Annotated in this window: 22 protein-coding genes; 11 read left to right on the forward strand and 11 right to left on the reverse strand. The window is 69.4% G+C overall.

Annotation, left to right across the window (positions count from 1 at the left end; translation table 11 throughout):
- Nucleotides 1-69: 69 nt before the first annotated feature.
- The 3 genes from MRB58_RS00395 to serS all read right to left on the reverse strand — a co-directional run bounded on the left by MRB58_RS00395 (nt 70) and on the right by serS (nt 3,450).
- On the reverse strand, nt 70-1,242 hold the full coding sequence (locus MRB58_RS00395) for a peptidoglycan DD-metalloendopeptidase family protein (protein ID WP_244779651.1): 1,173 nt from the start codon (nt 1,240-1,242) through the stop codon (nt 70-72).
- A 246-nt stretch (nt 1,243-1,488) separates the two neighbouring features.
- Nucleotides 1,489-2,139: a protein-L-isoaspartate(D-aspartate) O-methyltransferase gene (locus MRB58_RS00400; RefSeq protein WP_244779653.1), complete on the reverse strand. Its 651-nt coding sequence runs from the start codon at nt 2,137-2,139 to the stop codon at nt 1,489-1,491.
- A 30-nt stretch (nt 2,140-2,169) separates the two neighbouring features.
- Nucleotides 2,170-3,450: a serine--tRNA ligase gene (gene serS, locus MRB58_RS00405; RefSeq protein ID WP_244779655.1), complete on the reverse strand. Its 1,281-nt coding sequence runs from the start codon at nt 3,448-3,450 to the stop codon at nt 2,170-2,172.
- A gap of 281 nt (nt 3,451-3,731) precedes the next feature.
- Here serS and MRB58_RS00410 point away from each other — a divergent pair, with 281 nt between their 5' ends.
- The 6 genes from MRB58_RS00410 to MRB58_RS00435 all read left to right on the forward strand — a co-directional run bounded on the left by MRB58_RS00410 (nt 3,732) and on the right by MRB58_RS00435 (nt 10,357).
- The gene (locus MRB58_RS00410) at nt 3,732-4,787 is read left to right on the forward strand and encodes a dipeptidase (protein ID WP_244779658.1); all 1,056 of its coding nucleotides are present in this window, start codon (nt 3,732-3,734) and stop codon (nt 4,785-4,787) included.
- Nucleotides 4,788-5,134: 347 nt separating this feature from the next.
- Entirely contained in the window at nt 5,135-6,727 is a 1,593-nt protein-coding gene (locus tag MRB58_RS00415) for an ABC transporter substrate-binding protein (protein ID WP_244779660.1), read from the forward strand.
- A 72-nt stretch (nt 6,728-6,799) separates the two neighbouring features.
- Nucleotides 6,800-7,840: an ABC transporter permease gene (locus MRB58_RS00420; RefSeq protein ID WP_371747219.1), complete on the forward strand. Its 1,041-nt coding sequence runs from the start codon at nt 6,800-6,802 to the stop codon at nt 7,838-7,840.
- Nucleotides 7,840-8,751: an ABC transporter permease gene (locus MRB58_RS00425; protein WP_244779662.1), complete on the forward strand. Its 912-nt coding sequence runs from the start codon at nt 7,840-7,842 to the stop codon at nt 8,749-8,751. The genes MRB58_RS00420 and MRB58_RS00425 overlap by 1 nt, the downstream gene beginning before the upstream one ends.
- Entirely contained in the window at nt 8,748-9,602 is an 855-nt protein-coding gene (locus MRB58_RS00430; RefSeq protein ID WP_244779664.1) for an ABC transporter ATP-binding protein, read from the forward strand. Before MRB58_RS00425 ends, MRB58_RS00430 begins: the two co-directional genes overlap by 4 nt.
- Nucleotides 9,599-10,357, forward strand: a complete 759-nt coding sequence (locus MRB58_RS00435) for an ABC transporter ATP-binding protein (RefSeq protein WP_244779666.1) — start codon at nt 9,599-9,601, stop codon at nt 10,355-10,357. The genes MRB58_RS00430 and MRB58_RS00435 overlap by 4 nt, the downstream gene beginning before the upstream one ends.
- A gap of 54 nt (nt 10,358-10,411) precedes the next feature.
- Here MRB58_RS00435 and MRB58_RS00440 read toward each other — a convergent pair whose 3' ends face one another.
- The 5 genes from MRB58_RS00440 to MRB58_RS00460 form a co-directional block, all read right to left on the reverse strand.
- Entirely contained in the window at nt 10,412-10,879 is a 468-nt protein-coding gene (locus MRB58_RS00440; protein WP_244779668.1) for a hypothetical protein, read from the reverse strand.
- A 222-nt stretch (nt 10,880-11,101) separates the two neighbouring features.
- Complete coding sequence (locus MRB58_RS00445) at nt 11,102-11,686, reverse strand: ABC-type transport auxiliary lipoprotein family protein (RefSeq protein WP_244779670.1); 585 nt, start codon at nt 11,684-11,686, stop codon at nt 11,102-11,104.
- Nucleotides 11,683-15,675 (reverse strand): MlaD family protein, encoded by a 3,993-nt coding sequence (locus tag MRB58_RS00450; RefSeq protein WP_244779672.1) that lies wholly within the window; start codon nt 15,673-15,675, stop codon nt 11,683-11,685. Before MRB58_RS00450 ends, MRB58_RS00445 begins: the two co-directional genes overlap by 4 nt.
- A 50-nt stretch (nt 15,676-15,725) precedes the next feature.
- On the reverse strand, nt 15,726-16,613 hold the full coding sequence (locus MRB58_RS00455) for an ABC transporter ATP-binding protein (RefSeq protein ID WP_244779674.1): 888 nt from the start codon (nt 16,611-16,613) through the stop codon (nt 15,726-15,728).
- Nucleotides 16,613-17,782, reverse strand: coding sequence for an MlaE family lipid ABC transporter permease subunit (locus MRB58_RS00460; RefSeq protein WP_244779676.1), 1,170 nt, complete (start codon nt 17,780-17,782; stop codon nt 16,613-16,615). Before MRB58_RS00460 ends, MRB58_RS00455 begins: the two co-directional genes overlap by 1 nt.
- A 160-nt stretch (nt 17,783-17,942) precedes the next feature.
- Between MRB58_RS00460 and dgcN the strand changes: the two genes are divergently transcribed.
- Both dgcN and dgcA read left to right on the forward strand, forming a co-directional pair.
- Entirely contained in the window at nt 17,943-18,953 is a 1,011-nt protein-coding gene (gene dgcN, locus MRB58_RS00465) for an N-acetyltransferase DgcN (RefSeq protein WP_244779678.1), read from the forward strand.
- Nucleotides 18,950-19,930, forward strand: coding sequence for an N-acetyl-D-Glu racemase DgcA (gene dgcA / locus MRB58_RS00470; protein ID WP_244779681.1), 981 nt, complete (start codon nt 18,950-18,952; stop codon nt 19,928-19,930). The genes dgcN and dgcA overlap by 4 nt, the downstream gene beginning before the upstream one ends.
- Before the next feature lie 90 nt (nt 19,931-20,020).
- On the opposite strand, the gene MRB58_RS00475 is transcribed toward dgcA, so the two are convergent.
- On the reverse strand, nt 20,021-21,010 hold the full coding sequence (locus MRB58_RS00475) for a threonine/serine dehydratase (RefSeq protein ID WP_244779683.1): 990 nt from the start codon (nt 21,008-21,010) through the stop codon (nt 20,021-20,023).
- Nucleotides 21,010-21,834, reverse strand: coding sequence for a phosphodiesterase (locus MRB58_RS00480; RefSeq protein ID WP_244779685.1), 825 nt, complete (start codon nt 21,832-21,834; stop codon nt 21,010-21,012). Before MRB58_RS00480 ends, MRB58_RS00475 begins: the two co-directional genes overlap by 1 nt.
- Nucleotides 21,835-21,946: 112 nt before the next feature.
- Between MRB58_RS00480 and MRB58_RS00485 the strand changes: the two genes are divergently transcribed.
- The 3 genes from MRB58_RS00485 to MRB58_RS00495 are packed head-to-tail and all read left to right on the forward strand — an operon-like array spanning nt 21,947 to nt 24,688.
- On the forward strand, nt 21,947-23,629 hold the full coding sequence (locus MRB58_RS00485; RefSeq protein ID WP_244779687.1) for a glycosyltransferase family 39 protein: 1,683 nt from the start codon (nt 21,947-21,949) through the stop codon (nt 23,627-23,629).
- The gene (locus MRB58_RS00490) at nt 23,626-24,363 is read left to right on the forward strand and encodes a glycosyltransferase family 2 protein (protein WP_244779689.1); all 738 of its coding nucleotides are present in this window, start codon (nt 23,626-23,628) and stop codon (nt 24,361-24,363) included. The genes MRB58_RS00485 and MRB58_RS00490 overlap by 4 nt, the downstream gene beginning before the upstream one ends.
- Nucleotides 24,356-24,688, forward strand: coding sequence for a lipid-A-disaccharide synthase N-terminal domain-containing protein (locus tag MRB58_RS00495; RefSeq protein ID WP_244779690.1), 333 nt, complete (start codon nt 24,356-24,358; stop codon nt 24,686-24,688). Before MRB58_RS00490 ends, MRB58_RS00495 begins: the two co-directional genes overlap by 8 nt.
- Before the next feature lie 33 nt (nt 24,689-24,721).
- Here MRB58_RS00495 and metC read toward each other — a convergent pair whose 3' ends face one another.
- The gene (gene metC / locus MRB58_RS00500; protein WP_371747220.1) at nt 24,722-25,993 is read right to left on the reverse strand and encodes a cystathionine beta-lyase; all 1,272 of its coding nucleotides are present in this window, start codon (nt 25,991-25,993) and stop codon (nt 24,722-24,724) included.
- Between the last annotated feature and the right edge of the window lie 65 nt (nt 25,994-26,058).

Here is a 26,058-nt window from a genome sequence, read left to right on the forward strand (position 1 = left end):
GAACGCCCCGGCCGAGACGGCTCGGCCGGGGCGCCGGGTTTCGTCTTGGAGGCGCTGGGCGGCGCCCCGTCAGGCGCCGGTGCCCAGGTGCGGCAGCGGATCGACCGGGGTTGAGCTGCGGCGCAGCTCGAAGTGGAGCTGCGGCTTGTCGACGGAGCCGGTGCTGCCGACGGCCGCGATCGCCTGCCCCTTCTTCACCGTATCGCCGCGCGACACCTTCAGCTCCGAGTTGTGGGCGTAGGCCGAGACCCAGTCCCCGTCATGCTGGATGAGGACGAGGTTGCCGTATCCCTCGAGTTCGTTGCCGGCGTAGATGACTTTGCCGTTGCCCGCCGCGTGCACCGGCGTCCCCACCGGCGCGGCGAGGTTGATGCCGTCGTTGCGGTCGCCGGACGCCTGCTTGCCGAAGCCGACGAGGATGGCGCCACGCAGCGGCCAGCCGAACCCGCTCGACTGGTCGGCCTGGGGCTGGGCGGCGGCCGGCGGGGTCGCACCGGCCTGCGGCGCGGCGCCGGCGGCGGGCTGCTGCGACACCGGAGCGCTCGGAGCGGCCTCGGCCGGGGCGCTCGGTTGCGGGTCCAGCATGGCGAGCTGCGTGTCGCCCTGGGGGGCGGTCGCGGCCGGCTGCGCGGCGACCTGCGTGCCGCCCGTGCCGGGGATTCGCAGCGACTGGCCGGCCTGGACCTGCGTGTCCGGGCTGATGCCGTTCAGCGTGGCGATCGAGATGTGGGACACGTTGTACGTGCGGGCGAGAGAATAGAGCGTCTCGCCGGGCTGCACGGTGTGACGCTGCTCGGCCGCCTGCTGGTTCAGCGTCCGGGGCGGCGAGCCGAGCGCCATCTCCTGCGCACTGAGCTGCGAGGGCGTCTCGGGGATGGAGGCCGGCCCCATCGCGGGGGTGACGGTCGGCTCGTCGACCCGCACGTAGGTCGGAATGATGACGCGCGAGCCGGGGCGAATGTCGAGCGGGTTGGAGAGCCGATTGGCCTCCAGGATTACGTCGACCGGGACGTTGAAGCCCTGCGAAAGGGTCTCGGCGGTGTCGCCGGGAGACACTTCGACGATCGGCGCCCCCTCGACCGTCCAGCCCCGCTGGCGCAGCGAGGCGGGGGTGGTGATGGGCTGCGAGGCCATGCCCTGCTGGCTGCTCAGCGGGGCGAGATCCCGCGACTCGATCGGCATGGCGCCGGTCGACTCGGGCGGGTTGTTGGCGGCGAACAGCGAGGCTCCCGGCACGTTCACTCCGCCGCCCGAGCACCCCGCCGCCAGTGCGCAAACTCCGAGTACCGCACTGAGATTGATTGCAGTTTTGCCCAAGCCGCCCGTATGCCGTCCGCGCATGACTCGCACCCTTCCGCGCCTAGAAAATACGCGTCCACTTAGGGGCTGACGGGCTTACCGAGATCTTAAGGTGCTCGGCAGAATGCTTCAGGTTCGAGTGGTTTGGGCTTCACTCATGCGATGAAGCGTGGGGTTGTTGCGATGGTGTCACAACCGGCCCGCCGGACCCGGCACCAGCGGCACGAACCGCACGTCGGCGATCCGCTCGCCGACGAGGCCGCCGTCCGCCTTGCGGCACTTCATCAGCTCCTGCACTGCCCCGTCCTCGCCGACCGGAGCCACCAGGATGCCCTCCGGTGCCAGCTGCTCGACCAGCGCCTCGGGAACCGCGGGGGCGGCGGCGGTGACGATGATCCGGTCGTAGGGCGCGTGCTCGGCCCACCCGTCGTGCCCGTCGCCGACGCGGATGGCGACGTTGGCGACCTTGAGGACGGCCAGCCGCTCACGCGCCAGATCCGACAGCAGGCGGAAGCGCTCGACCGAATAGACGTGCCCGGCGAGGCGAGCGAGGATCGCGGTCTGGTAGCCCGACCCGGTGCCGATCTCGAGGACGGTGACGTCCGGTGTCAGCTCCAACGCCTCGGTCATGCGCGCGACGATGGCGGGTTGGGAGACGGTCTGCCCGCAGTCGATCGGCGCGGCGCGATCGGCGTAGGCGAGCGCCTTGTGGGCCGCGCCCAGGAAGAGCGAGCGCGGCACCGATTCGAGCGCGGCGAGCACCTTGTGGCCGGCGACGTTCTGCCGGCGCAGGCTCATCGCCAGCTCGGCACGCGCGATCGCCTCTTCCTCCGGTGTCATCGCCGCGCCCCCGTCCTCATGCCGCCCTGGTCAGCCCTCGGCCTCGATCCGCTCGAACCCGGTATAGGGCACCAGCACCTCCGGCACACGGATCGCGCCGTCCGCCTCCTGGTAGTTCTCCATCACCGCGATCAACGCGCGGCCGACGGCGACGCCCGAGCCGTTCAACGTGTGGACGAACTGCGGCGCCGCGTCCGGTTCCGGCCGGTAGCGCGCGTTCATGCGCCGCGCCTGGAAGTCGCCGCAGACCGAGCAGGACGAGATCTCGCGGTAAGTCGCCTGTCCCGGCAGCCACACCTCGATGTCATAGGTGCGGCGGGCACCGAAGCCCAGGTCGCCGGTGGACAGCGTGACCACGCGATAGGCCAGCCCCAGCGCCTTCAGGATGCCTTCGGCGCAGGCCGTCATCCGCTCCTGCTCCTCCAGCGCCGCCTCCGCGGTGGTGATCGAGACCAGCTCGCACTTGGTGAACTGGTGCTGGCGCAGCATGCCGCGCACGTCCCGCCCGGCCGAGCCCGCCTCGGAGCGGAAGCACGGGGTCAGCGCCGTCACGCGCAGCGGCAGCCGGCGCCCGTCGAGGATCTGGCCGGCGACGAGGTTGGTGAGCGGCACTTCGGCGGTCGGAATCAGCCAGCGCCCGTCGGTGGTCCGGAAGAGGTCGTCGGCGAACTTGGGGAGCTGCGCGGTTCCGAAGACGGCCTCGTCGCGCACCAGGAGCGGCGGCGAGACCTCGGTGTAGCCGTTCACCTCGGTGTGCGTGTCGATCATGAACTGGCCGAGCGCGCGCTCCAGGCGGGCGAGCTTGCCGGTCAGCACCGTGAAGCGCGAGCCGGCGATGCGCCCGGCGGTCTCCACGTCCATCAGGCCGAGCGCCTCGCCGATGGCGTCGTGCTCCTTGACCTCGAAGTCGAACACCGGCGGCTCGCCGACGCGGCGCAGCTCGACATTGTCGCTCTCGTCCGCGCCGACGGGCACCTCGTCGAGCACCATGTTGGGGAGCGCGGCCAGCTCGTCGTGCAGCTTGGCGTTGACCTCGCGCTCCTGCTCCTCGCCGGACTGGATGGTGGCCTTCAGGTCCGCCACCTCGCCGATGAGGCGCTGCGCCTCCTCCTCGTTCTTGGTGGCCTTGGCCTTGCCGATGGCCTTGGAGGCGGCGTTGCGGGCGGTCTGGGCCTCCTGCAGGCGGGTGACGATCGCGCGGCGCTCGTCGTCCAGCTGCAGCAGCCGGGAGGCAGCGGGCGGGGCCCCGCGTTTGGCGAGGGCGGCGTCGAAGGCGTCGGGCGCATCCCGAACGGCGCGAATGTCGAACATGATCGAGGCTCGGTTCCTTAAGTCTTGCGCCCCTCTTAACGAGTGCGGCGGGATGGCTCCAGTGGCAGGGCGCACCGACGCCGCACGGACACCGCTCCGGCGCCGTACCGATGCGTTGACGACACCGCCCCGCGGGGCCACCCTTGCACGTCTCCCGCCCCCCGGCGGGGACGCTCGCCCACCTCGCCACCCCCGGCCCGGACCGATCGCCCGATCGCCAGCCACCACCGCCATGACCGACCGGCTCCCGGGCCGAGCGGCCCGGATAGAGAAGCGCTTTCATGGACCTCACCGTCCCAACGATCTTCGACGGTCACAACGATGTTCTCTCCCGTCTCGCCGCGGCCGGCCGGGCCGACGCGGCCGAGACCTTCGCCACCGGACCGGGCCACATCAACCACGAGCGAGCCCGTGCCGGCGGCTTCGGCGGCGGCTTCTTCGCGGTGTGGATCCCCTCGCCCGGCGGCGGCACGATCGACTTCGACGCGATGGCCCAGCCGCGCTACAGCGTGCCCCTGCCCCCCCAGGTGCCCCAGCCGGACGCGCTCGCCGGTGCGATGCGCCAGGCCGCGCTCCTCGCCAACCTGGAGGAGGCCGGGGCGCTGAAGATCTGCCGCACCGCCGGCGAGATCGAGGCAACGCTGGGCGGCGAGCGCCTCGCCGCGGTCTTCCACGTCGAGGGTGCGGAGGCGATCGACCGCGAGCTGGCGGCCCTCGACGTGCTCCATGCGGCGGGCCTGCGCTCGCTGGGGCCGGTGTGGAGCCGCCCGAACCGCTTCGGCCACGGCGTGCCGTTCCGCTTCCCCTCCTCGCCCGACACCGGCCCCGGCCTCACCGAGGACGGACTGCGCCTCGTCGACCGGTGCCTGGAGCTGGGAATCATGCTGGACGTGTCGCACCTGACGGAGGCCGGCTTCTGGGACATCGCCCGGCGCACCACGAAGCCGATCGTCGCCACCCACTCCAACGCGCACGCCATCACGCCGACCGCACGCAACCTGACCGACAAGCAGCTCGCCGCGGTCGCCGAATCGGGAGGCGTCGTGGGGCTCAACTTCGCCTCGGCCTTCCTGCGCGAAGACGGGCGCATGCTGGGCGACGTGCCGCTCGCCACCATGCTGCGCCACCTCGACCACCTCCTGGCGATCCTCGGCGAGGACGGGGTGGCGCTGGGCTCGGACTACGACGGCGCCTTGGTGCCGCACGAGGTCGACGGGGTCGAGCGCCTGCCGAATCTGCGCCGGGCGATGAGCGCGCACGGCTATGGCGAGGCGCTGATCACGAAGATTTGCCACGGCAACTGGGTGAACGTGCTGCGCCGCACCTGGGGCGCCTGACCGCCAGAGACCGGCCCCACCTGCGGCGCGCCGTCGCAGTGCGTGCCCGGCGCCACCCTCGGGACGGCGGCGCGCGGCACCGCAGGGGCGCCGCCGGTCGGACGCGGCGCGCGCCCGAACCGCGCCCCAAACGAACGCTTTCCTCTCTTATGGCCGGCTGGAACATCGCTTGCACGCGAATGGGTTCGAGCGCCCAGGCCTCGCATGTTCCGGCCGTTTTCGGATGGGCTTGCGGTGCCGGCGTCCGGTTCGTTTAACTTATGCCGATCGGTGCGCCATGCTCACGGGGCTTCGGTCGCACAACCATGGGCTCGCGCTGCCGCGGCAGCGCACAACGAGGGAAGCACATGACACATCTTCGCGCGCTCCTGGCCGCTGCCGGTCTCGCTGCGCTGAGCGCCGCCACCCCGGCGCTCGCCGCCACGCCGGACAACATGCTCGTCATCGCCAACCGCATCGACGACATCGTCTCGCTCGACCCGGCCGAGACGTTCGAATTCGCCGGCAACGACGTCAATCGAAACGTCTATGGTCGCCTGGTGAACTTCGACCCGGCCGACCTCGAGGCCGGCTACCAGCCCGACATCGCCGAGAGCTGGGAGGTCTCCGAGGACGGCACGTCGATCACCTTCAAGATCCGGGACGGGATGACCTTCCACTCCGGCAACCCGGTCCGCGCCGAGGACGCCGCCTTCTCGCTGCGCCGCGTCATCAAGCTGAACCTCACCCCGTCGTTCATCTTCAGCCAGTTCGGCTTCACGCCCGAGAACGTCGACGAGAAGATCACCTTCGACGACACCACGGTGACGTTGAACTTCGACGCGCCGTACGCCGAATCCTTCGTCCTCAACTGCCTCACCGCCGGCGTCGGCTCGATCGTCGACAAGGAACTGGCGATGGAGCACGAGAGCGACGGCGACTTCGGCCACGACTGGCTGAAGACCAACTCGGCCGGCTCCTACGCCTACAAGCTGACCAGCTGGCGCCCCGCCGAGGCCGTCACCCTGGAAGCCAACCCGGACTTCTACCTCGGCGAGCCGGCGATGAAGCGCGTCATCGTGCGCCACATCTCCGAGAGCGCCAACCAGCGCCTGCTGCTGGAGCGCGGCGACATCGACGTCGCCCGCAACCTCAACCCCGAGGATGTCGCCGGCATCGAGAGCGCCGAGGGCGTGAAGGTGGTGGACGAGCTGCGCGGGCGCATCATGTACGCCAGCTTCAACCAGAAGAACGAGTTCTCCGCCAATCCGAAGGTGATCGAGGCGCTGAAGTACGCCGTCGACTACGAGGGCATGGCCAACTCGTTCCTCAAGGGCCAGTGGACCATCCACCAGACCTTCCTGCCGCAGACCTACTTCGGCGCGCTGGACGAGACGCCCTACACCTTCGACCTCGACAAGGCGAAGGCGCTGATCGTGGAAGCCGGCGTCGAGACGCCGATCACCCTCGGCCTCGGCGTACGTGACGCGCAGGAGCGCATCGAGATCGCGCAGTCGATGCAGAACACGCTCGGCGAACTGGGCATCGACCTCGACATCACCGTCGGTACCGGGGCGCAGACGCTCGGCAAGTACCGCGCCCGCGAACTCGACGTCTACGTCGGCGAGTGGGGGCCGGATTATCCGGATCCGAACACCAACGCCGCGACCTTCTCCTCCAACCCGGACAACTCGGACGCAGCGCAGGCGACCGGCATCCTCGCCTGGCGCAACGCCTACGATCCGGGCGCGCTGACGCAGAAAACCAAGGACGCGGTGCTGGAGAAGGACACCGAGACGCGCCGCAAGATGTACGAGGAGATCCAGCAGACCTTCCTCGAGACCGCGCCGTTCGTGATCATGTTCCAGAAGATCGAGCAGGCGGCGATGCGCGACAACGTGGAGGGACTTTCCCTCGGCCAGGCGATCACCGCGGCGGCGTACTGGAAAGTCTCCAAGTAGGTGTCGATCTCCGACCGTGCGGGCGGGGGGGCGACCTCCCCCGCCTCGTCACCGGGCGGTCCGCCGCCTCGCGTGGCCAAACCGGAGCGGCGCCGCATCGTACCCCGCTGGATCGTCAGCCTCGCCTCCGGGGTCGGCACGATCGCGGTGACGCTGCTGGGGCTGCTGTTCGTGACCTTCGTCATCGGCCGCCTGATGCCGATCGACCCGGTGCTGGCCGTCGTCGGCGAGCGGGCCTCGCAGTCGACCTATGATCAGGTCCACCGGGAGATGGGCCTCGACCAGCCCATCTTCGTCCAGTTCATCTACTACCTCGGCGACGTCCTGACCGGGGATTTCGGCACCTCCACCACCACCGCCCACCCCGTCATCCAGGACATCGCCCGCGTCTTCCCGGCGACGTTGGAGCTGGCGACGCTCGGCACCCTCATCGGCGTCCTCGCCGGTGTGCCGCTCGGCGTGCTGGCGGCGGTCAAACGCGGCTCGCTGATCGACCAGATCGCCCGCGTGCTGGCGCTGGTGGGCTACTCGGCGCCGATCTTCTGGCTCGGCCTGCTGGCGCTCAACGTGTTCTACGGGCAGCTCGGCTGGGTCGCGGGGCCGGGGCGCGTGTCGATTTTCTACATGGACATGGTGCCGTCGGTGACGGGGCTCATCCTGGTGGATTCCATCCTGGACGACAATTGGGACGTCTTCTGGGACGCGCTCAGCCACATCATCCTGCCGGCTTCGCTGCTGGGTTACTACTCGCTCGCTTACATCAGCCGCATGACGCGCTCCTTCATGCTGGAGCAGCTCTCGGCCGAGTACATCACCACCGCCCGCGTCAAGGGCGCGCCGGAGTGGCTCGTCGTCTGGGGGCACGCCTTCGCCAACATCCGCGTGCAGCTCGTCACCGTGATCGCGCTGTCCTACGCGCAGCTGCTGGAGGGCTCGGTGCTCACCGAGATCATCTTCGCCTGGCCGGGCCTCGGCAACTACATCGCCACCGCCCTCCTCTCGGCCGATCTCAACGCGGTCATGGGCGGAACGGTGGTCGTCGGCTGCGTCTTCGTCGGCCTCAACCTCTTCGCCGATTTCCTCTACCGCTTCTTCGACCCGAGGGCGCGCTGATGGCCGATCCAACCGCCCGCCGCGCCTGGCTCTTCTCCGATGCGCCGGCCTCCCGGTTGCAGGCGCGGCTGTCCAACCTCTACACCGGGTGGCTCGCCTTCCGTGCCAATCGGCTGGCCATGGTGGGCCTGGCAATCCTGGTCCTTCTGGTGCTGGTGGCCGCGTTCGCGCCCTACGTCGCGCCGGCCAGCCCGTATGCGCAGGATCTGCCCAACCGCCTCCAGCCGCTCGGCGCGTCGGGCCACCTCCTCGGCACCGACTCGCTGGGGCGCGACATCCTCTCGCGCATCATCTGGGGCTCGCGCATCACGCTCGTCATCGTGGCGCTAGTGGCCGTGATCGCGGCCCCCATCGGACTCCTCGTCGGCACGGTCGCCGGCTACTTCGGCGGCTGGCTCGACGCGGTGCTGATGCGCATCACCGACATCTTCCTCGCCTTCCCGCGCCTCGTGCTGGCGCTCGCCTTCGTCGCAGCGCTGGGGACGGGGATCGAGAACGCCATCATCGCGATCTCGATCACCGCCTGGCCGCCCTACGCCCGCATCGCCCGCGCCGAGACGCTGACGATCCGCAACCAGGACTTCATCTCCGCGATCCGTCTGCAGGGCGCGGGGCCGATCCGCATCATCACGCGCCACATTTGGCCCCTGTGCATCTCGTCGCTGATCGTGCGCGTCACGCTCGACATGGCGGGCATCATCCTCGCTGCGGCGGGGCTGGGCTTCCTCGGCATGGGCGCGCAGCCGCCGGCGCCGGAGTGGGGCGCGATGATCTCCGAGGGGCGGCGCTTCATCCTCGACTACTGGTGGGTGGCGGCGGTGCCGGGGTTCGCGATCTTCTTCGTCTCGCTCGGCTTCAACCTCCTGGGCGACGGCCTGCGCGACGTTCTCGACCCGAAGGACGCCAAATGACCCTTCTCGACGTCGAAAACCTCACCGTCACCTTCCCCACCCGCACCGGCACGTTCGAGGCGGTGCGCGGGACGACCTTCTCGCTGGAACGCGAACGGCTCGGCATCGTCGGCGAATCGGGATCGGGCAAATCGATGACCGGGCGCGCGATCCTGCGCCTCGTCCGGCCGCCGGGCGAGGTCCGCGCCAACCATATCCGCCTCGGCGGCGAGGACCTCCTCGCCAAGTCCGAGCGGGCGATGCGCAAGGTCCGCGGCGAACGCATCTCGATGGTGATGCAGGATCCGAAATATTCGCTGAACCCGGTGCGCAGCGTCGGCCATCAGATCATGGAGGCCTACCGCCTGCATGAACGCGGCAGCGCCAAAGACGCCCGCCGGCGTGCGCTGGAGATGCTGGAGGCGGTCCAGATCCGCGACCCGGAGCGCGTGTTCCGCGCCTACCCGCACGAGGTGTCGGGCGGCATGGGCCAGCGGATCATGATCGCGATGATGCTGATCCCCAATCCCGAGATCCTCATCGCCGACGAGCCGACCTCCGCGCTCGACGTGTCGGTGCAGCAGGAGGTGCTGGGGATCATGGACCGCCTGGTGCGCGACCGCGGAATGGGGCTGATCTTCATCAGCCACGACCTCAACCTCGTCGCCTCGTTCTGCGATCGGGTGCTCATCATGTATGCCGGCCGCATCGTCGAGACGCTGCGGGCCGACCGCCTCGGCGAGGCCGAGCACCCCTACACCCGCGGCCTCCTGGGCTCGCTCCCGCGGCTCGACGCGCCGACGGACCGGCTGACGGTGCTCGAGCGCGACCCGCTCTGGCGCGACATGCCGTCGGTGGAGGGGCGGGCATGAGCGCGCTGAGCGTGCGCGACCTCGACGTGTGGTTCGCCAGCGGCGAGGACCGGGTCGACGCGGTGAAGGGCGCGAGCTTCGAGGTGCCGGCGGGGGGTTCGTTCGGCCTCGTCGGCGAATCGGGGTCGGGCAAGTCCACGGTGCTTCGGGCGATCACCGGACTGGTGCCGACATGGTCGGGCAGCATCGTCGTCGACGGGGTCGCGCTGGGGACGCGGCGCGACCGGGCCTTCTACGGCACGGTGCAGATGGTGTTCCAGGACCCGTACGCGTCGCTCCACCCGCGCCACTCGGTGGACAAGGTGCTGGACGAGACGTTGCGGTTGCACGGCATCCGCGACACCAACCGGCGCATCCCCGAGCTGCTGGAGCAGGTCGGTCTCGGCCCCTCATTCCGCTTCCGCTATCCGCACCAGCTCTCGGGCGGACAGCGGCAGCGTGTCGCCATCGCGCGGGCGCTGGCGCCCGAACCCTCGGTGCTGCTGCTCGACGAGCCGACATCGGCGCTCGACGTCTCGGTGCAGGCGGAGATCCTCAACCTGCTGACCGACCTCAGGGCGCAGCGCAACCTCACCTACGTCATGGTGAGCCACGACCTGGCGGTGGTCGGCCACGTCGCCGAGCGGATCGCGGTGATGCGCGGCGGCGAGATCGTCGAGATCATGAGCGTCGACGACATGCGCGCGATGACGCCCCGGCACGCCTACACGCGCCACCTCCTCGACGCCTCGCTCGGCTACAAGCGGGCGGGTTGAAGTGCGCCGGCCGCGCACGGCGGCCGGCGGCGAGGCAAGGTCGGCGGTGCGCGATCAGCCCAGGAGTTCGGGCTCGGGCGCGCCGGGGCCGAATTCGAAGACGTAGGGGGTCTCGGGGTTCCAGCCTTCGAGATCGATCCCGAACGCCGCCGAGGCGCTGACCGCCACCGCCCCGCGCCCGCCCTGGAACTCGAAGTCCTCGGCGAACGCGAAGTCGAACTTGAAGATGATGTCCGCCCCACCGACGTCGGCCGAGGTCGACGCCTCGACGGACGGGTCCTCGTCGCCGGTCAATGCGGTGGAGATGGCGGCGCCGCCGGTCAGGCGCGCGGCGAAGCCCACCGCGATGGACCCGAACAGCCCCTCCCCGGAGCCGAACAGTCCCTCGCCGGACATCTGCTCGTCGACGGGATAGAAGGTGTCGCCGGTATGCTCGGACGAGCCTTCGCTCGTCGGCTCGAGCGATGTGTCGGTTTCCTGGAAGGTCGGCGCGCGGTCGCGAAGTCGCGAGAACATCGGCATCGGTGCAATCCCTCTATTTCAACAATACCGGAAAAACGCACCGGCGGCGCATGAACATTGCGCGGGTCGGCGCGACCATAAGCTGTCAATCGAAGCGATGGCAATAACGATTACTCAAAAAACGCCATAGCACGAGCACACAACGTTAGCGAACGCTGCCGTTGGTTAACATCACTGTGGCCATTTCGTGATCTATAGTACTTCGAACAGATATAAACGTCGTCAGATCGACGCCAACGTCCACTCCACGATCTCCAACGCGGCCTGGCGCGCGGCGTTGTTCATTCCCTCGGCCGCGGTGTCGACCTGATCGCTGGCGAGCGGGACGATGGTGTCGAACACGCGGGTCCGGACCACGCGACCATTGGAATCGTCGAGGATCTTGACCGCAACCTGCACCCGCGCGCGTGTGCCCGCATAGGTCTCCACCTGGAAGGCGCGGACCTCGGTCACGACCTGGTAGTTGATCAACAGGCTCTGCCCCGGCAGGCCCACGGCGTGGACGCGGCCGGTGTTCTCGAACGTGTCGAGCAGCATGCGCTGCAACACCTTCGGCGCGGCGTCCTGGTAGACCACCTGAGGGTAGTAGGAGAGCGTCATCGCCGTGGGCTTCACGGCGATCTTCGACGTGGAGAGCGATTCCAACGCCCGCGGCTCCGGCACCAGGATCTGCGCCGTCGTGCCGCTCGCGACCGCCGGGTTGTCGAGCGCGGTCAGTTCGTAGATCGCTTCGATCTTGTCGCCTCCCGCGCAGCCCACCAGGGCCAACGCGAGAAGCAGTGAAGCAAAGGCGCGCAATCTACTCATCGGCGCTGCGGGGTATATCGAGGCGCACTGTCACCCCCGAAGATCACGCGGCTGGGGTCGCGGTCAAAACTCGACACGGCACTCTCGATCGCTCGCAAGGTACTACGTCCTTGATTGATGAGTGCCCGAAGATCGTCAAGACCGCTCTGGCTAAACCGTGAAAGACCGTTCGCGATTGTACCGGCGCGTGGCGCAAATGCAGCAGCAACGTCCCGGATCGAGGCCGTCGCGCCGTTGACCCCGGCGAACACCGTCTGCACCTCGCCGCCCAGCACCGCGTTGGCGCGATCCATGAAGACGCCCAGCTTGTTGGACGCGCCCTCCACGTTGGCCGCGATGACCTTCACCCGGTCGATCAGGTCCTGGACCATGCCGCCCTCGCCGCTCGCGTTGCTCAGGCTGTCGGTGATGCGCCGCGCGGTCGCCACCACCTCGTCGATCGCGGTGCCGATCTCGCCGGTGCGCGAGCCGATGGCGGTCGCCACCTGCCGCGCGTTGTCGAGGATCGTGTTGATCGCCGACGTGTCGATCGAGCTGACGGCGACGGCGACGTCGTCGGCCGCCCGTTTCACGCTGGCGACGATGTCGTCGATGCTGGGCCCGGCGTCGCGCAGGTTGCCCGCGAAACTCGACACCGAGTCGATCGTCGAGCCAATCTGGTCGGTGCGGGCCGAAACCGCCGCGGCGACCTGGTCGATCCGCCGCGAGGCCTCGCTCGCCGTGGAGATGATCTGCTGCACGTTCTCGCGCGAGTCCGACAGGGTGAGCGAGACGTCGCGCACGTTCGTCATGATCGCGCGCACCATCACCGGGTCGACGGCGGTCACTACCTCGGTCACCGCGTCCACCACCGGGTCGATCTGCCGGCGCAGGGCCGGCAAGGTCGCGGTGAACGTCTTCACGTCGGCCACCGCCCCGTTCGCGTTGTCGATGATCGCGCTGATCGTGCCCAACTCGCCCCGGACGCGGCCGGTGATGTCGGCGACGTCGTCCGCCGCCACGCCGGCAGTGGCGATGAAGTGCTGCACCTGCGGCGCGGCGGCGCCCAGCGTGTCGGTCAGCGCCTTCACGCTGGCGACGATCTCGCCAATCGCCGCCGGGTCCACCGCCTGCAACACCGCCGAGACGTTCTCGATCCCCGGACGCAGCGTCTCGCCGTAGCCCGGCAAGGCGTCGGCGAAGGTGCGGGCCGAGGCGACGGCCGCGCCCGCATCGTCGATCGCGGTCGTCACCTGCGGCAGCTTGGCCTGCAGGCCTGCGGCGATGTCGCGGGCGCTCGCCACGGTTGTGTCCACCCCCGCGATGATCGCCTGCACCCGCTCGCTCTCGCCCGAAAGCATCGTCGTCAGCCCGCGCACGTCGTCGACGATCCCGTCGAGCGCCGCCGGGTCGATGGCCGACAGGGCGGCCGAGACGTTCTCGATCCCCGGCTGCAGCGCCGTCGCCATGTCCGGCAGCGACGCGGCGAAGACGCGCGCGTCGGCGACGGATGCGGCGACGTTGTCGATCACACCCTCGATCGCCGGGATGCGCGCGACGAGCCGGTCGGTCACCTCGCGAGCGTTCTGGATCGACTGCTCGGCGGAGGTGATGATCCCGTCGATCGCCGGCGCCCGGTTGCTGAGGACGCCGGAGATGTCGTGCACGTTCTGGAAGATCGCCTCCACGGCGGTCGGGTCGATCGCCGCCAGCACGTCGGAGACGTTCTGCACGCCCGGCTCCAGCGAGGCGACCAGCCCCGGCAGCGCTTCGGTCGTGCGGCGGATGTCGGCGGCGGACGCGGTCACGTCGTCGATCGCGGTGCCGATCCGCGGCATGCGCTGGGCCACCCCGGAGGTGATCGCCTCGACCCGCAGCGACGCGCCGCGCACCGCGGTGACGATGTCGTCGATCGCCGGGGTCTGCGCGTTGACCGCGTCGGTCACGCCACGAACGTTGGCGACGATCGCCTCGATGGCGGCCGGGTCGACCGCGCTCAACACGTTGGAGAGGTTGGCGATGCCCGGCTCGAGCGAGGCGACGAGCCGCGGCGCGGCGTCGGCGGCCTGCCGGGCGCTGGCGATCGCGGCGGAGGCGTCGTCGATCGCCGTGCCGATCTCGGCCGAGCGGGTCGCCACCTCCTGGACCACCACGCGCGCATCGGCCGCGACCGACGAGGCGTCGGCGACGACGCCCTCGACACGCTCGACGATGCGCTCCACCGCCGGTGCCTGTCCTCCCAGCGCCGTGGACAGAGCCTCGACGTTGGAGACGATGGCCTCGATGGCGGCCGGGTCGATGCTGTTCAGGACGTCCGTCACGTTGGCGATGCCCGGCTCCAGCGAGGCCACGATCCGCGGCAGATCGTTGCTGGCGGTGCGCACGTTCGCCATCGTGGCGGTCGCATCGTCGATGGCGGTCCCGATGGCCGGCATGCGCTGTGCGATCGACGACGTGATCGTCTCGGCGCGCATCGCGGTGCCGCGGGCGGCCTCGATCAGATCGGCGATGGCCGGGCCTTTGTCGGCCACCGTCTGCGACAGTCGCTCGACGTTGGCGACCACGGCGTCGATGCGCGTCGCGTCGACGGCGGCGACCGTCGCCGAGGCGTCTTCCAGCAGCTTCTCGGCCGTCGCCACGAGCTGCGGCGCGCCGTCCGACGCCTGACGCAGGTTGGTCACCAGCGCCGAGGCCTGGTCGATGGTCGTCCCGATCGCCTCGCTGCGGGCCGAGAGCACACGGGTCACGCTGTCGATCCCCTTGGCCGCTTCGGTCGCCGCGCCGACGAGGCTGGCGACGTTCTCGGCCTGGCCGGCGAGCGTGTTCGTCACGCTTTGGACGTCGTCGACGATGCCGGTGACCTTCTCGGGCGTGATCGCGGCGCTGGCGCGGCTGATGTTCTGGATCGCGGGGCCGGCGGCCTTCACCGCGGTGCGGATGTCGCCCACCAGAGCGGAAACGTCGTCCAGCGTCTTGCCGACGTCGTCGCGCCGGGCGGCGACCGTGTCGGTGATTTGCGTCAGGTTGACGCTGATGCGGGAGGCGTTGTCGATCAGGCTGCCGATCTCGCTGGAGCGATCGGACACCGCCTTGCTGACGGTGTCGACGTTGGTGATGATCTGATTGACCGCCGTCGCGTCGATCGACTTCACCAGCGTGTCGGCCGAGTTGAGCGCCTCGTTGAGGGTGTCGGCGGCGTCGCCGACGCGAGTGACGATGCCGTTGGCGCTCGCCATCAACGTGTCGGCCTGCTGGCCGATCTTCGGCAGGTCGCCTGAGAAGGTCTCGATATTGCCGACGATGGTGCCGACGCGCGACGGGTCGATCGCCGCCAGGATGCCGTTGGCGTTCTCGACCACGCCGGTGATCTGCGGCGCCGCCTGGGCGATGGCGTTGGCGGCGTTGGAGAAGTCGGTCACCATCCCCGGCACCTGCGGCGAGGCCTGGGCGAGGTTGTCGGTGATCGTGCGCACGTTCTGGACGACGCCGGAGAGGTTCCCCTGGTTCTCGTCGACGAGCTGTCGCACCACGCCCAGCGTGGAATCGAGCCGGCCCAGGACGCTCTGCAACGTGTCGAGAACGTTGGTGAAGGCGCTGGTGGCGGCCTCCAGGGTGGGGATCTTGTCTTCCTTGTCGGCCGCCTCGAACAGCGACTCGCCCGAGCCGCCGACCAGCGACACGTAGGCGACGCCCGTCAGCCCCTGGGAGGCGAGCTGGGCCTGCGTGTTGACCTTGATCGGCGCCGAGGGGTTCACCCTCGTGATGGCGATGACGTTGTCGCCCCCTTCCGGCGGGAACTCCAGCGACGTCACCTCGCCGACGCGGATGCCGTTGAAGTACACCCCCGCGCCGGTGGACAGGCCGGTCACCGCCTCCGGAAAGATGATGCGCAGCCGTTCCGTCGCCCCGGTGCCGGACGCGCGATAGAGCCACCACAGCGAACCGAACGCCCCTGCGAGCACGACAAGCACGAAGATGCCGATCGCAACGTAGTTGGCACGCGTTTCCATCAGTAAGCCCTACACGTTGTGCGGCGACGGGCCGCGAGGAACTGAAACATCTAAGTGCTCACGAACCGACCGCCGCGCACACCGCGGAAGTATTCCTGAACCCACGGGTGATCGTAGTCGACGAGGTCCTGCACCGGGCCGTTGACGATGACCCGCTTGTCCGCCAGCACCGCCACGCGGTCGCACACGTTCCAGAGCGAATCGAGGTCGTGCGTCACCATGTAGACGGTGAGGCCCAGCGTATCGCGCAGGCCCGCGATGAGATCGTCGAAGTTGGCGGCGCCGATCGGGTCGAGGCCGGAGGTCGGCTCGTCGACGAAGAGGAGGTCCGGGTCGAGCGCCAGCGCGCGCGCCAGACCGGCACGCTTGATCATGCCGCCGGACAGTTCGGACGGAAGCTTGTCGGCCGAGTTGCGCGCCAGACCCACCATGTCGATCTTCATCAACGCCAGCTCGTCCATGAGCTGCTTGCTCATGGTGCCGCCCTGCTCCTTCATCGGAACCTGGATGTTCTCCTTGACCGTCAGCGAGGAGAACAGCGCGCCCATCTGGAAGAGCACGCCATAGCGGCGGTTGAGCAGCGAGCGCTGCGATGCGCTCAGCGCGTCCACGTCCTTGTCGAACAGGCGGATCGTGCCCGAACACTTCGGCACCAGGTCGAGGATGGTGCGCATCAGCACGGACTTGCCCTGCCCCGACCCGCCGACGAAGCCGAGGATCTCGCCGCGGCGCACATCGAGGTTGAGGTTCTTGAACACCGTGAACGAGCCGAAGCGGACCTCGACGTCGCGCGCCTCGATGACGTGCTCGTCGTCGTTCGGTTTCTCGTCCAGCGTGGAGTCGTGGCCGGCGCGGTGATGGGCGGGCGCGGGATGGACCTTGAAGGTCCCGTCCGGCAGCGTCTCCTCCATCGGGGCGGTGTCGTCTTCGTCGCTCACTAGATCCCCACCGCTGCGAAGAAGATTGCGAAGAGGCCGTCGACGACGATCACCAGGAAGATGGCCTTCACCACCGAGCTGGTCGTCTGCCGGCCCAGCGACTCGGACGACCCCCCCACTTTCAGCCCCTCCGAGCAGCCCACCAGGCCGATGATGAGCGCCATGAACGGCGCCTTGGCGATGCCGATCCAGAATTCGAGCGGCGTCACGACCTCGTTGAGGCGGCGCAGGAAGACGTCCGGCGAGATGCCCAGCGAACTCCACGAGATGAGCATCGCCCCCAGGATGGCCGCGATGTCGGACAGGAAGGCGAGGAGCGGCATGGCCAGGATCAGCGCCATCAGCCGCGGCACCACCAGCACCTCGACCGGGTCGAGGCCGAGGACGTCCAACGCGTCCACCTCTTCACGCATGCGCATGGCGCCGATTTCGGCGGTGAACGCCGACCCGGAGCGGCCCGCCACCAGGATCGCCGCCAGGAGCACGCCCAGCTCGCGCAGGATGAGGATGCCGGACATGTCCACCACGAAGATCGTGGCGCCGAAAGAGGAGAGGTAGAACCCGCCCTGCTGCGCCACGATGAGGCCGACGAGGAAGCTCATCAGCATCACGATCGGCACCGCGCCGCGGCAGCTGCGGTCGAAGTTGGAGAGGATCGAGGTGACGCGCAGCCGGCGGAAGTGGGTGAAGAGGGTCGTCAGGCGGAAGCCGAACACCCCCAGCATCGACAGGAGCGCCACGAAGTCCTGGAAGACGCCGACGGTGGTGGCGCCGATGGAGTTGACCCAGCGGATCACCGCCCACGGCTGGCGCGGACGGTCGAGCAGCTGCGGGATGTGGTTCTCGATCTCCTTGAGGAGGAATTGCAGCCGCGGGCTCGCCCCCTCCAGGCGCACGCGGTGGCCGGCGAACTCGGCCCGCGCCCGTTCGCGGTGGATGATCCAAGCGCCCGCGGTGTCGACGGTGGCGATGCCGGCGAGCTGGAAGACCACGTCGCACGGCTTGGTGCCGCGCCCCGCCTCCGACAGCGCGTCGAGCGCGGCGACGGAGCATTCGGCCATATCGGCCGCGCTCACCGTCCAGCTGCCGCTGAACGTTGCCGAGAACGTCTCGCCCTCGCGGTGCGTCTTCACCGCCGGTGTCGGGGATGGTGCCTGCGCGTCCATCATCTCGTCTTTTGCATGCTCGTTTTAGGTGGTAGCTCCACAAGGCTGTTTCGTCACCAGCTGACGGGCCGTGCCACTGCACGTGGCCCACCGAGTGCTGCACAATGGCATCATGTCCGGATTGCCTAAACAGTCCGCTACGATCAAAGAGGGATTGGCGCCTATGGAACTCGAACGCCCCTATCTGTTGTTTCTCGGCGACGTTCCTGACGCCTTGGCCGCGAAAACCAGCCTCGGAATCGTCGATTGGCGACGCGATTGGTGCGTGGGTCAGTGGCGCCTGCCGGGCTGCAAGGCGGATGCGAAGCTCCCCGAGATGAACGCGACGGACGCCGCCGCGCAGGGCGCCAAGACGATGATCGTCGGCGTCGTGAACGCCGGCGGGGTGCTGCCGGACCATTGGATCGCCTCGATCGTGGAAGCGCTGGAGGCGGGGCTCGACGTCGCCAGCGGCCTGCACAAGCCGCTCGCCAGCGTTCCGGCGATCGCAGAGGCCGCGGCCAAGACCGGCCAGCGCCTCCTCGACGTGCGCCTCTCCAAGCAGTCCTTCGCCACCGGCAAGGGCACCAAGCGTCCCGGCAAGCGCCTCCTCACCGTCGGCACCGACTGCTCGGTCGGCAAGAAATACACCGCGCTGGCGCTGGAAGCCGGCATGAACGCCAAGGGCTTCGACGCCACCTTCTGCGCCACGGGGCAGACGGGCGTCTTCATCTCCGGCCGCGGCGTCGCCATCGACGCGGTGGTGGCCGACTTCATCTCCGGCGCCGCCGAGTGGCTGACCCCGGAGACCGCGCCGGACGCGTGGCAGATCGTCGAGGGCCAGGGGTCGCTGTTCCACCCGTCGTTCGCGGGCGTCTCGCTGGGGCTTCTGCATGGAGCGCAGCCGGACGCGTTCGTCGTCTGCCACGAGCCGACGCGCACCAGGATGCGCGGCGTGGAGACGCCGCTGCCGTCGATCGGCGAGGTGATCGAGATGAACATCGCCCTCGGCCGGCTCACCAATCCCGCGATCAAGCCGGTCGGCGTCGCGGTCAACACCGCCGCCCTCGACGAGGGGGCCGCGCGCGCGCTCCTCTACGAGATCGCCACGGAATACAACCTGCCCACCATCGACCCGGTGCGGTTCGGCGTGGATCCCATCGTCGACGCGCTGGCGACGGAGTACCTGTCGTGACCGCGCTGACCGCCGTCGCGGAAGAATATCCGATCGCGGGCGTCTTCTCGATCTCGCGCGAGCGGCGCACCATCGCGCGGATGGTGGTCGCGACGCTGACCGACGGGCCGCACGTCGGCCGGGGCGAGGCCGTGCCCTATCCGCGCTACGGCGAATCGGTCGAGGGCGTGCTGGCGGACATACTGGCAATGTCCGACCGGATCGCCGCTGGCCTGACGCGCGAGGAGTTGCAAGCGGCGATGCCCGCCGGCGCGGCCCGCAACGCCATCGACCTTGCGATGTGGGACCTGGAGGCCAAGCGCTCCGGCACACGCGTCGCCGACATGCTGGGCCAGACGATGGCGCCGGTGACGACGGCCTACACCATCGGCCTGGGCGAAGCGGAGGAGATGGCGGAGGCGGCCCGCAACGCCGGCGACCGCCCGCTGCTGAAGATCAAGCTCGGGCGCCCGCTGGGGGACGACGTGCGCATCCAGGCGATCCGCGCGGCGGTGCCGAACGCGACCCTGATCGTCGACGCCAACGAGGGTTGGAGCGACAACAACCTCCTGATCAACATGTCGGCCTGCAAGGCGGCGAAGGTCGCGCTGATCGAGCAGCCGCTCCCGGCCAACCGCGACGGCGCGCTGGCGACGGTCTCGCACCCGGTGCCGATCTGCGCCGACGAGAGCGTCCACGCCTCGACGGACCTCGCCGCGCTGAAGGGCCGCTACGACGCGGTGAACATCAAGCTCGACAAGACCGGCGGCCTGACCGAGGCCCTCAAGGCCGTCGAAGAGGCGCGCCGGCTCGACCTGATGGTGATGGTCGGCTGCATGGTGACGACGTCGCTGGGGATCGCACCGGCGATGCTGCTGACCCAGGGCGCCGCCTACGTGGACATCGACGGCCCGCTGATGCTCGCCCGCGACCGCGACGAGGGCCTCACGTTCGACGGCTCGACGGTCTACCCACCGTCCGCCGAACTCTGGGGCTGACCCGGCACCCGGATCGGCCCCGGGGCCGCTGCGGCGCGGGTCGAGCCCCCGCCCCGCCGCGCGATATGGCCGTGCGGGGCGGACGCGCCGTCAGGCGTCGTCGAGGGCGCGCATCAGCATCGACGGGTCGACATTGCCGCCCGACAGCACCACGACCACGGTCTCTCCGTCGACGTCGAGCAGGCCGCCCAGGAGCGCGGCGAGGGCGATGGCGCCGCCCGGCTCGGTGACGAGCTTCAGCTCGTGGAAAGCGAAGGCCATGGCCTTGTAGATCAGCGCATCCGGCACGGCGACGCCGGGCTCGGCGAGGCGGGCCATCACCGGGAAGGTCAATTCGCCCGGCGCCTGCGACATCAGCGCGTCGGCGATCGAGCCGGCCTTCTGCGTGTTCGTCTCGCGCTGGCCGCTGCGCAGGGACCGTGTCGTGTCGTCGAAACCCTCGGGCTCGACCGGCTGGCAGATCGTCGTCGGCATCCGCGTCTTGATCGCGGTCGCCACGCCCGAGAGGAGCCCGCCGCCGCTGACCGGCACCAGCACACGGTCCGGCGTCACCCCGATCGCGGCGAGATCCTCGGCGATCTCGGTGCCGACGGTGCCCTGCCCGGCCATGACGCCGGGGTCGTCATAGGGGGAGACGAAGGTGGCGCCGGTCTCGGCCGCGATGTCGGTCGCGATCTTGACGCGGTCCTCGTTCTCGCGGTCGTAGCCGACGACGGTCGCGCCGGAACGCACCGTGCGCGCCTTTTTGATCGACGGCGCATCATGCGGCATGACGATCGTCGCCGGGATGCCGGCGACGCGGGCCGCCTCGGCGACGCCTTGCGCGTGGTTGCCCGAAGAACAGGCGACGACGCCGCGCTGCCGGGCACCGTCCGGGATGCGGCCGATGGCGTTGGTCGCGCCGCGGAACTTGAAGGAGCCCGTGCGTTGCAGGCACTCGGGCTTGATGAAGACGCGGGCGCCGACCTTCATGTCGAGCACGGGCGAGGAGATCAGCTGCGTGCGGACCACGCGGCCACTCAATCGGCCGACGGCCGCCTCGATATCCGCATCGGTGATCGCGACTGCTGGCTCATCCATCAGGCAGGGACCGGGTTGTCGAACAGGACGGGCGTACCGTAGCTCTCCACATAGCCGATATGCGAGATGGCGCGCCCGTTGTCGACCATATGCACACCGTAGGCCGGCGGCTCCATGACGAGTGCGGCCGGGGTCGCATCGTCGAGCGCCATCACCACCTGGTGGGCGACGCCCGGGATGGCGATTGCCGGAACGCCGCCGACTTCCGAGACGATCGTGCGGTGGACGTGGCCGCAGACGATGCGCAGGACATTCTCATGACGCGCCAGGACCTTGGCGAATCCGCGGGCGTCGGCCAGGCCGATCTTGTCCATGAAGCCGATGCCGACGCCGAACGGCGGGTGATGCATCGCGATCAGCGCCGGGCCCGCCTGCGACAACGTGGCGTCGAGCCACTCGAGCTGCGCCGCGCCCAGTTCGCCGTGGTGCCCGTTGGTGGCCAGCTGGTCGATCGAGGTGTCGAGCGCGACGAGCGTCACGCCCGCCACGCGGTGGGCGTGACAGGCCTTGCCGGGGACCGTCTCCTCGCCGAGGCCGGGGAAGGCACGGAAGGCCTCGCGCAGCGCCGCGGTCTGGTCGTGGTTGCCCGGAACGACGATCACCGGGACGGGAAAGCGCGACAGCAACATCGCGGCCCGGTTGTAGGCCTCGTCCTCGCCCAGGTCGGTGATGTCGCCCGAGACGATGACCGCGTCGATGTCGGGATGGCGTGCGTTGATGGCATCGATCGCCTGCACGACGTATCGATCGGTATCGATCCGGCCCAGCGTGAGAACGCCCGGGGGGCGCAGGTGCAGATCGGTGAGATGTACGAAGACCGCCATATGCGCGCCTCTAGCAGGGCCGCCCGGCGGATGCTACTGCCCCGAGCGTAACGCTGTGGAGTGTTGCATCCCGGCCGCTGACCGCGGCCTCCCTATCCCCTAAGGCCATCTCATGTCGACCCCACGAACCGCGCGCCCGCACGACGGGTCCTTGATCGGTGCCTGGAGCCCGCTCGCGCTGGTGCTGCTCGTTTTCCTGGCCTTCGTGCCCGGATTCAGCACCGTGCCGCCGCTCGACCGTGACGAGCCGCGCTACACGCAGGCGACCAAGCAGATGGTGGAGACCGGCGACTATGTCCGGATCCGCTTCCAGGATGCGCCGCGGCACAAGAAGCCGATCGGCATTCACTGGTTGCAGGCGGCCTCCGTCTGGGTCAGCGGCGAGGGCAACCAGGCGCCGCTGTGGGTCTACCGCATCCCATCGCTGATCGGTGCCATCGCGGCGGTCCTGCTGACGATATGGATGGCGCGGGCCTTCCTGTCGCCGACCCATGCGGTGCTGGCCGGGGCGCTGCTGGGCGCGACGGTGATCGTCGGCGTCGAGGCGCGGCTGGCGAAGACGGACGCCATGCTGCTGGCGACCGTCGTCCTGATGCAGGGCGCGCTGGCGCGGGTGTGGCTGTCGCAGGCGCGGACGTGGGCGGCGCCGGTCACGTTCTGGGTGGGACTGGCGCTCGGCATCCTCGTCAAGGGGCCGATCGCGCCGATGGTGGCGGTCCTGACCGTCGCGGTGCTCGCGTGGCGCTCGGGCCGCGGCCTGCTGCCCCGGCTGAGGCCGCTCGCCGGCCTCGTCATCCTGGCGGCGATCTGCCTGCCGTGGTTCGTGGCGATCTGGCGCGCGACCGACGGTGCCTTCTTCACCACCGCCCTCGGGACCGACTTCCTGGGCAAGGCGGCGACCGGACAGGAGGGGCACTGGGCGCCTCCGCTCACCCACCTCGCCTTCTTCTTCGTGGTGGCGTGGCCGCTGGCGCCGTTCGTGCTGGCGAGCCTCCGGGGCTTCTGGACCGAGCGCAGCGCCGCCCTCCTCTTCGCCGCCGCCTGGGCGATCCCGAGCTGGATCGTCTTCGAGGCGACGCCGACCAAGCTGCCGCACTACACCCTCCCCCTCTTCCCGGCGATCGCGCTGGCGGCGGTCGCCGTCCTGCAGACGGTCCAGCCGCCCAAGATCCTGCGCATCCTCGCGGTCGTCGGCCTGGTGCTGACGCCGCTCGGCCTCGTCGCCGCCGGCCTCGCGGCGCCCTCGGTGATCAACGACAACGTCGGTGCCCCGCTCGACATCGCCGGTTCGCTGCTGCGCCCGGCGACCCTCATCGGACTGGTGGCGATCGCATTCGGCATCGTCGCGGGCGTCTCGTTGTGGCGCGGGCGGGCGGCGCTCTCGATGCCGGTCGCGGGATCGGCGGTGCTGTCGGCGGTTCTGGCGCAGGCGATGGTGTGGGGCCTCGTCCTGCCCAACATGACGCCGCTGTGGGTGAGCCCGGCGCTGGTGGCCCAAGCGCGCGCGGTGTCGCCCTGCCCCGACCCGCGCATCGCCAGTGTCGGCGGATTCAACGAGCCGAGCCTCATCTTCCTCGCCGGCACCGACACGGCGCTGACGAGCCCGGCGAGCGCCGTCGCGCTGGCACGCAGCGAATGCCTCGTCATCGTCGCGCGGGAGCGGGCGGTCGAGGAGGTGCGGGCCGCCGCGGCCGACGCCGGCGTGACGCTCGCCGAGGCCGCCGTCGTCGAGGGCTTCAACATCTCCAAGGGCGACCCGGTGCGCCTCACCCTCTTCGTGCGGGAGGACCCGTGAGCGCCGCACCCGTCGTCTCGGTCCTGATCCCGGCGAAGGACGAGGCCGGGGCGATCGCGGACCTCCTGGCCGAGATCACCGCCTCCTCGCTCGCCGTCCCCTACGAGTTGATCGTCGTCGACGACGGCTCGACGGACGGCACCGCCGCGGCCGCCCTCGCGACCGGCCTTGCCAACCTGCGCGTGCTGCGGCACGAGGCGTCGGGCGGCAAGTCGCGCGCGATCCGGGCCGGGGCGCAGGCCGCCCGCGGCGACATCCTGGTCACCGTCGACGGAGACGGGCAGAACGATCCGCAATTCCTCGCCGCTCTGGTCGCACCGCTCCTCGCCGACCCCGCCGTCGGCATCGTCGCCGGGCAGCGCACGCGGCGGCACGACGGCTGGCGCAAGAAGCTCGTCTCGAAGATCGCCAACCGCACCCGCCGGGCCTTTCTCGCCGACAACACGCGCGACACCGCCTGCGGTCTGAAAGCCATGCGCCGGGAGGTCTATCTCACCCTGCCGTTCTTCGATAACAACCACCGCTTCTATCCGGCCCTCTTCATGCGGGAGGGCTGGCGCGTGGCGCATGTGGACGTGGCCGACCGGGCACGCACCAGCGGCACCTCGAAATACGGCGTATGGGACCGCGCGCTGGTGGGTCTGCCCGACCTTCTGGGCATGTGGTGGTTGCGGCGGCGGGCGGCCTCCCGCCCCACCGCGGTCGAAGTGAGACGGGAGTCGAGCGATGGGTGACGTGTGGTCGGGTCTGGGCACCTGGTTCCATCAGGTGTTCGTCGAGCAGTTCGACGTGTGGATCGCGATCGGCTTCTTCGCCCAGGCGATGTTCTCGGCGCGCTTCATCATCCAGTGGATCGCGTCCGAGCGGGCGGGCCGCTCGGTGGTGCCGGTGGCGTTCTGGTTCTTCTCGATCGCCGGCGGCGGGATGCTCTTCGTCTATGCCCTGTCGCGCAAGGATCCGGTGTTCATCGCCGGACAGGGTGCGGGGCTGCTGATCTATGCGCGCAACCTCTGGCTCATCTTCCGTGAGCGCAAGACGGCGCTGACCAACGCCAGCTAGGCGGCGTGTCGACGCCGCCCGGCCGGCCGGCGCTCAAAGATGCGCCATCGCCTGGTCTAGGTCCGCGATCAGATCGGCCGGGTCCTCCAGGCCGATATTGATGCGCACCAGCGGCTCGTCGTCCGGCCAGCGCGTCGCCGAGCGGGTGGCGTTGACGACGGGCATCGTCGCCAGGCTCTCGAAGCCGCCCCAGGAGGCTCCGATGCCGAAGAGAGTCAGGCTGTCGACCATCTTCATGATCTCCGCCTCGGTCCGCCCCTTGAAGGTGACTGCGAAGAGCGACGTCGCGCCCTCGAAGTCGCGCTTCCACAGCGCGTGCCCCGGCGCACCCGGCAACGCCGGATAAAGCACCTTGCCGACCCGCGCGTCGGCGCTCAGCCACTCGGCCACCTTGCGCGTATTGTGCTGGAACTGCGCCATGCGCGGCTGCAACGTACGGATGCCGCGCATGACCGAATAAACGTCATCCGGGCCTACATTTTCGCCGAACTCCTGAACGGTGTTCCGCACGTTGGCGATGGCCTCGCCCCGTCCGGAGATCGTGCCGAAGAGCAGATCGGAGTGGCCGGACAGATATTTCGTCGCCGCATGGATCGACAGGTCCACGCCATGCTCGAGCGGGCGGAAAAAGAGCGGCGTCGCCCAGGTGTTGTCCATCATGGTGACGGCGCCGGCGGCCTTGGCGCGCGCCGCCAGGTACGGAATGTCGCACATCTCGAAGGTGAGCGATCCGGGCGCCTCGAGGAAGACCGCGGCGGCGCCTTTTTCGAGCTCGGTTTCGTATGCGGCATGATCGAGCGGATCGAAATAGACGATCTCCACACCGAATCGGGACAAAAATCCGTTCGAGAAGCGGCGCGTCGGCATATAGACGTTGTCGGTCACGAGGGCCCTGTCGCCCGCTTTCAGCGCCGACGCGAAGGCGATCGTGCAAGCGGCGAGACCGCTCGAAACCAGCGCCGTATGTTCCGCCCCCTCCAGCTCGTTCATGATCGATGCGAGCGCGTCGGTCGTCGGCGTCCCATTGATTCCGTAGGTATATTTCTGGGTCCGGGTGCGCGTCGCCTGCACGTCCGGGAAGAGGACGGTGGAGGCGTGAACGACCGGCGGGTTGATGAACCCGTGGTACGCCGTCGGATCGCGGCCCGCGTGGGCCAGCGTCGTTGCGACGCGGCGCTTGGGGCGGGCGGCGGACGCATCGTCCATACTATTTTCCCTTCGAGGCGTTGGCAGGTTGATTGGCGTCTGACTATGCTCCGAACAGCCATGCAAGCCTGACGAGTTCGGTATGTTTTCGAACGGCATGGCAATTGCTTATGGCGGGCCAACGGAACACGAGACTTCCGTCGCCTTCAAAGGAGAGAGCAAGA

The organism is Acuticoccus sp. I52.16.1 (assembly GCF_022865125.1).
GTDB lineage: Bacteria > Pseudomonadota > Alphaproteobacteria > Rhizobiales > Amorphaceae > Acuticoccus.

Coding starts and splice junctions, on each gene's coding strand:
- MRB58_RS00475 (WP_244779683.1), bottom strand. CDS start 21,010: ATGGATGAGCCAGCAGTCGCGATCACCGATGCGGATATCGAGGCGGCC.
- MRB58_RS00495 (WP_244779690.1), top strand. CDS start 24,356: ATGGGTGACGTGTGGTCGGGTCTGGGCACCTGGTTCCATCAGGTGTTC.
- MRB58_RS00440 (WP_244779668.1), bottom strand. CDS start 10,879: ATGCCGATGTTCTCGCGACTTCGCGACCGCGCGCCGACCTTCCAGGAA.
- MRB58_RS00430 (WP_244779664.1), top strand. CDS start 8,748: ATGACCCTTCTCGACGTCGAAAACCTCACCGTCACCTTCCCCACCCGC.
- MRB58_RS00460 (WP_244779676.1), bottom strand. CDS start 17,782: ATGATGGACGCGCAGGCACCATCCCCGACACCGGCGGTGAAGACGCAC.
- MRB58_RS00410 (WP_244779658.1), top strand. CDS start 3,732: ATGGACCTCACCGTCCCAACGATCTTCGACGGTCACAACGATGTTCTC.
- MRB58_RS00445 (WP_244779670.1), bottom strand. CDS start 11,686: ATGAGTAGATTGCGCGCCTTTGCTTCACTGCTTCTCGCGTTGGCCCTG.
- MRB58_RS00415 (WP_244779660.1), top strand. CDS start 5,135: ATGACACATCTTCGCGCGCTCCTGGCCGCTGCCGGTCTCGCTGCGCTG.
- MRB58_RS00480 (WP_244779685.1), bottom strand. CDS start 21,834: ATGGCGGTCTTCGTACATCTCACCGATCTGCACCTGCGCCCCCCGGGC.
- MRB58_RS00485 (WP_244779687.1), top strand. CDS start 21,947: ATGTCGACCCCACGAACCGCGCGCCCGCACGACGGGTCCTTGATCGGT.
- MRB58_RS00435 (WP_244779666.1), top strand. CDS start 9,599: ATGAGCGCGCTGAGCGTGCGCGACCTCGACGTGTGGTTCGCCAGCGGC.
- MRB58_RS00450 (WP_244779672.1), bottom strand. CDS start 15,675: ATGGAAACGCGTGCCAACTACGTTGCGATCGGCATCTTCGTGCTTGTC.
- serS (WP_244779655.1), bottom strand. CDS start 3,450: ATGTTCGACATTCGCGCCGTTCGGGATGCGCCCGACGCCTTCGACGCC.
- MRB58_RS00400 (WP_244779653.1), bottom strand. CDS start 2,139: ATGACACCGGAGGAAGAGGCGATCGCGCGTGCCGAGCTGGCGATGAGC.
- dgcN (WP_244779678.1), top strand. CDS start 17,943: ATGGAACTCGAACGCCCCTATCTGTTGTTTCTCGGCGACGTTCCTGAC.
- metC (WP_371747220.1), bottom strand. CDS start 25,993: ATGCCGTTCGAAAACATACCGAACTCGTCAGGCTTGCATGGCTGTTCG.
- MRB58_RS00425 (WP_244779662.1), top strand. CDS start 7,840: ATGGCCGATCCAACCGCCCGCCGCGCCTGGCTCTTCTCCGATGCGCCG.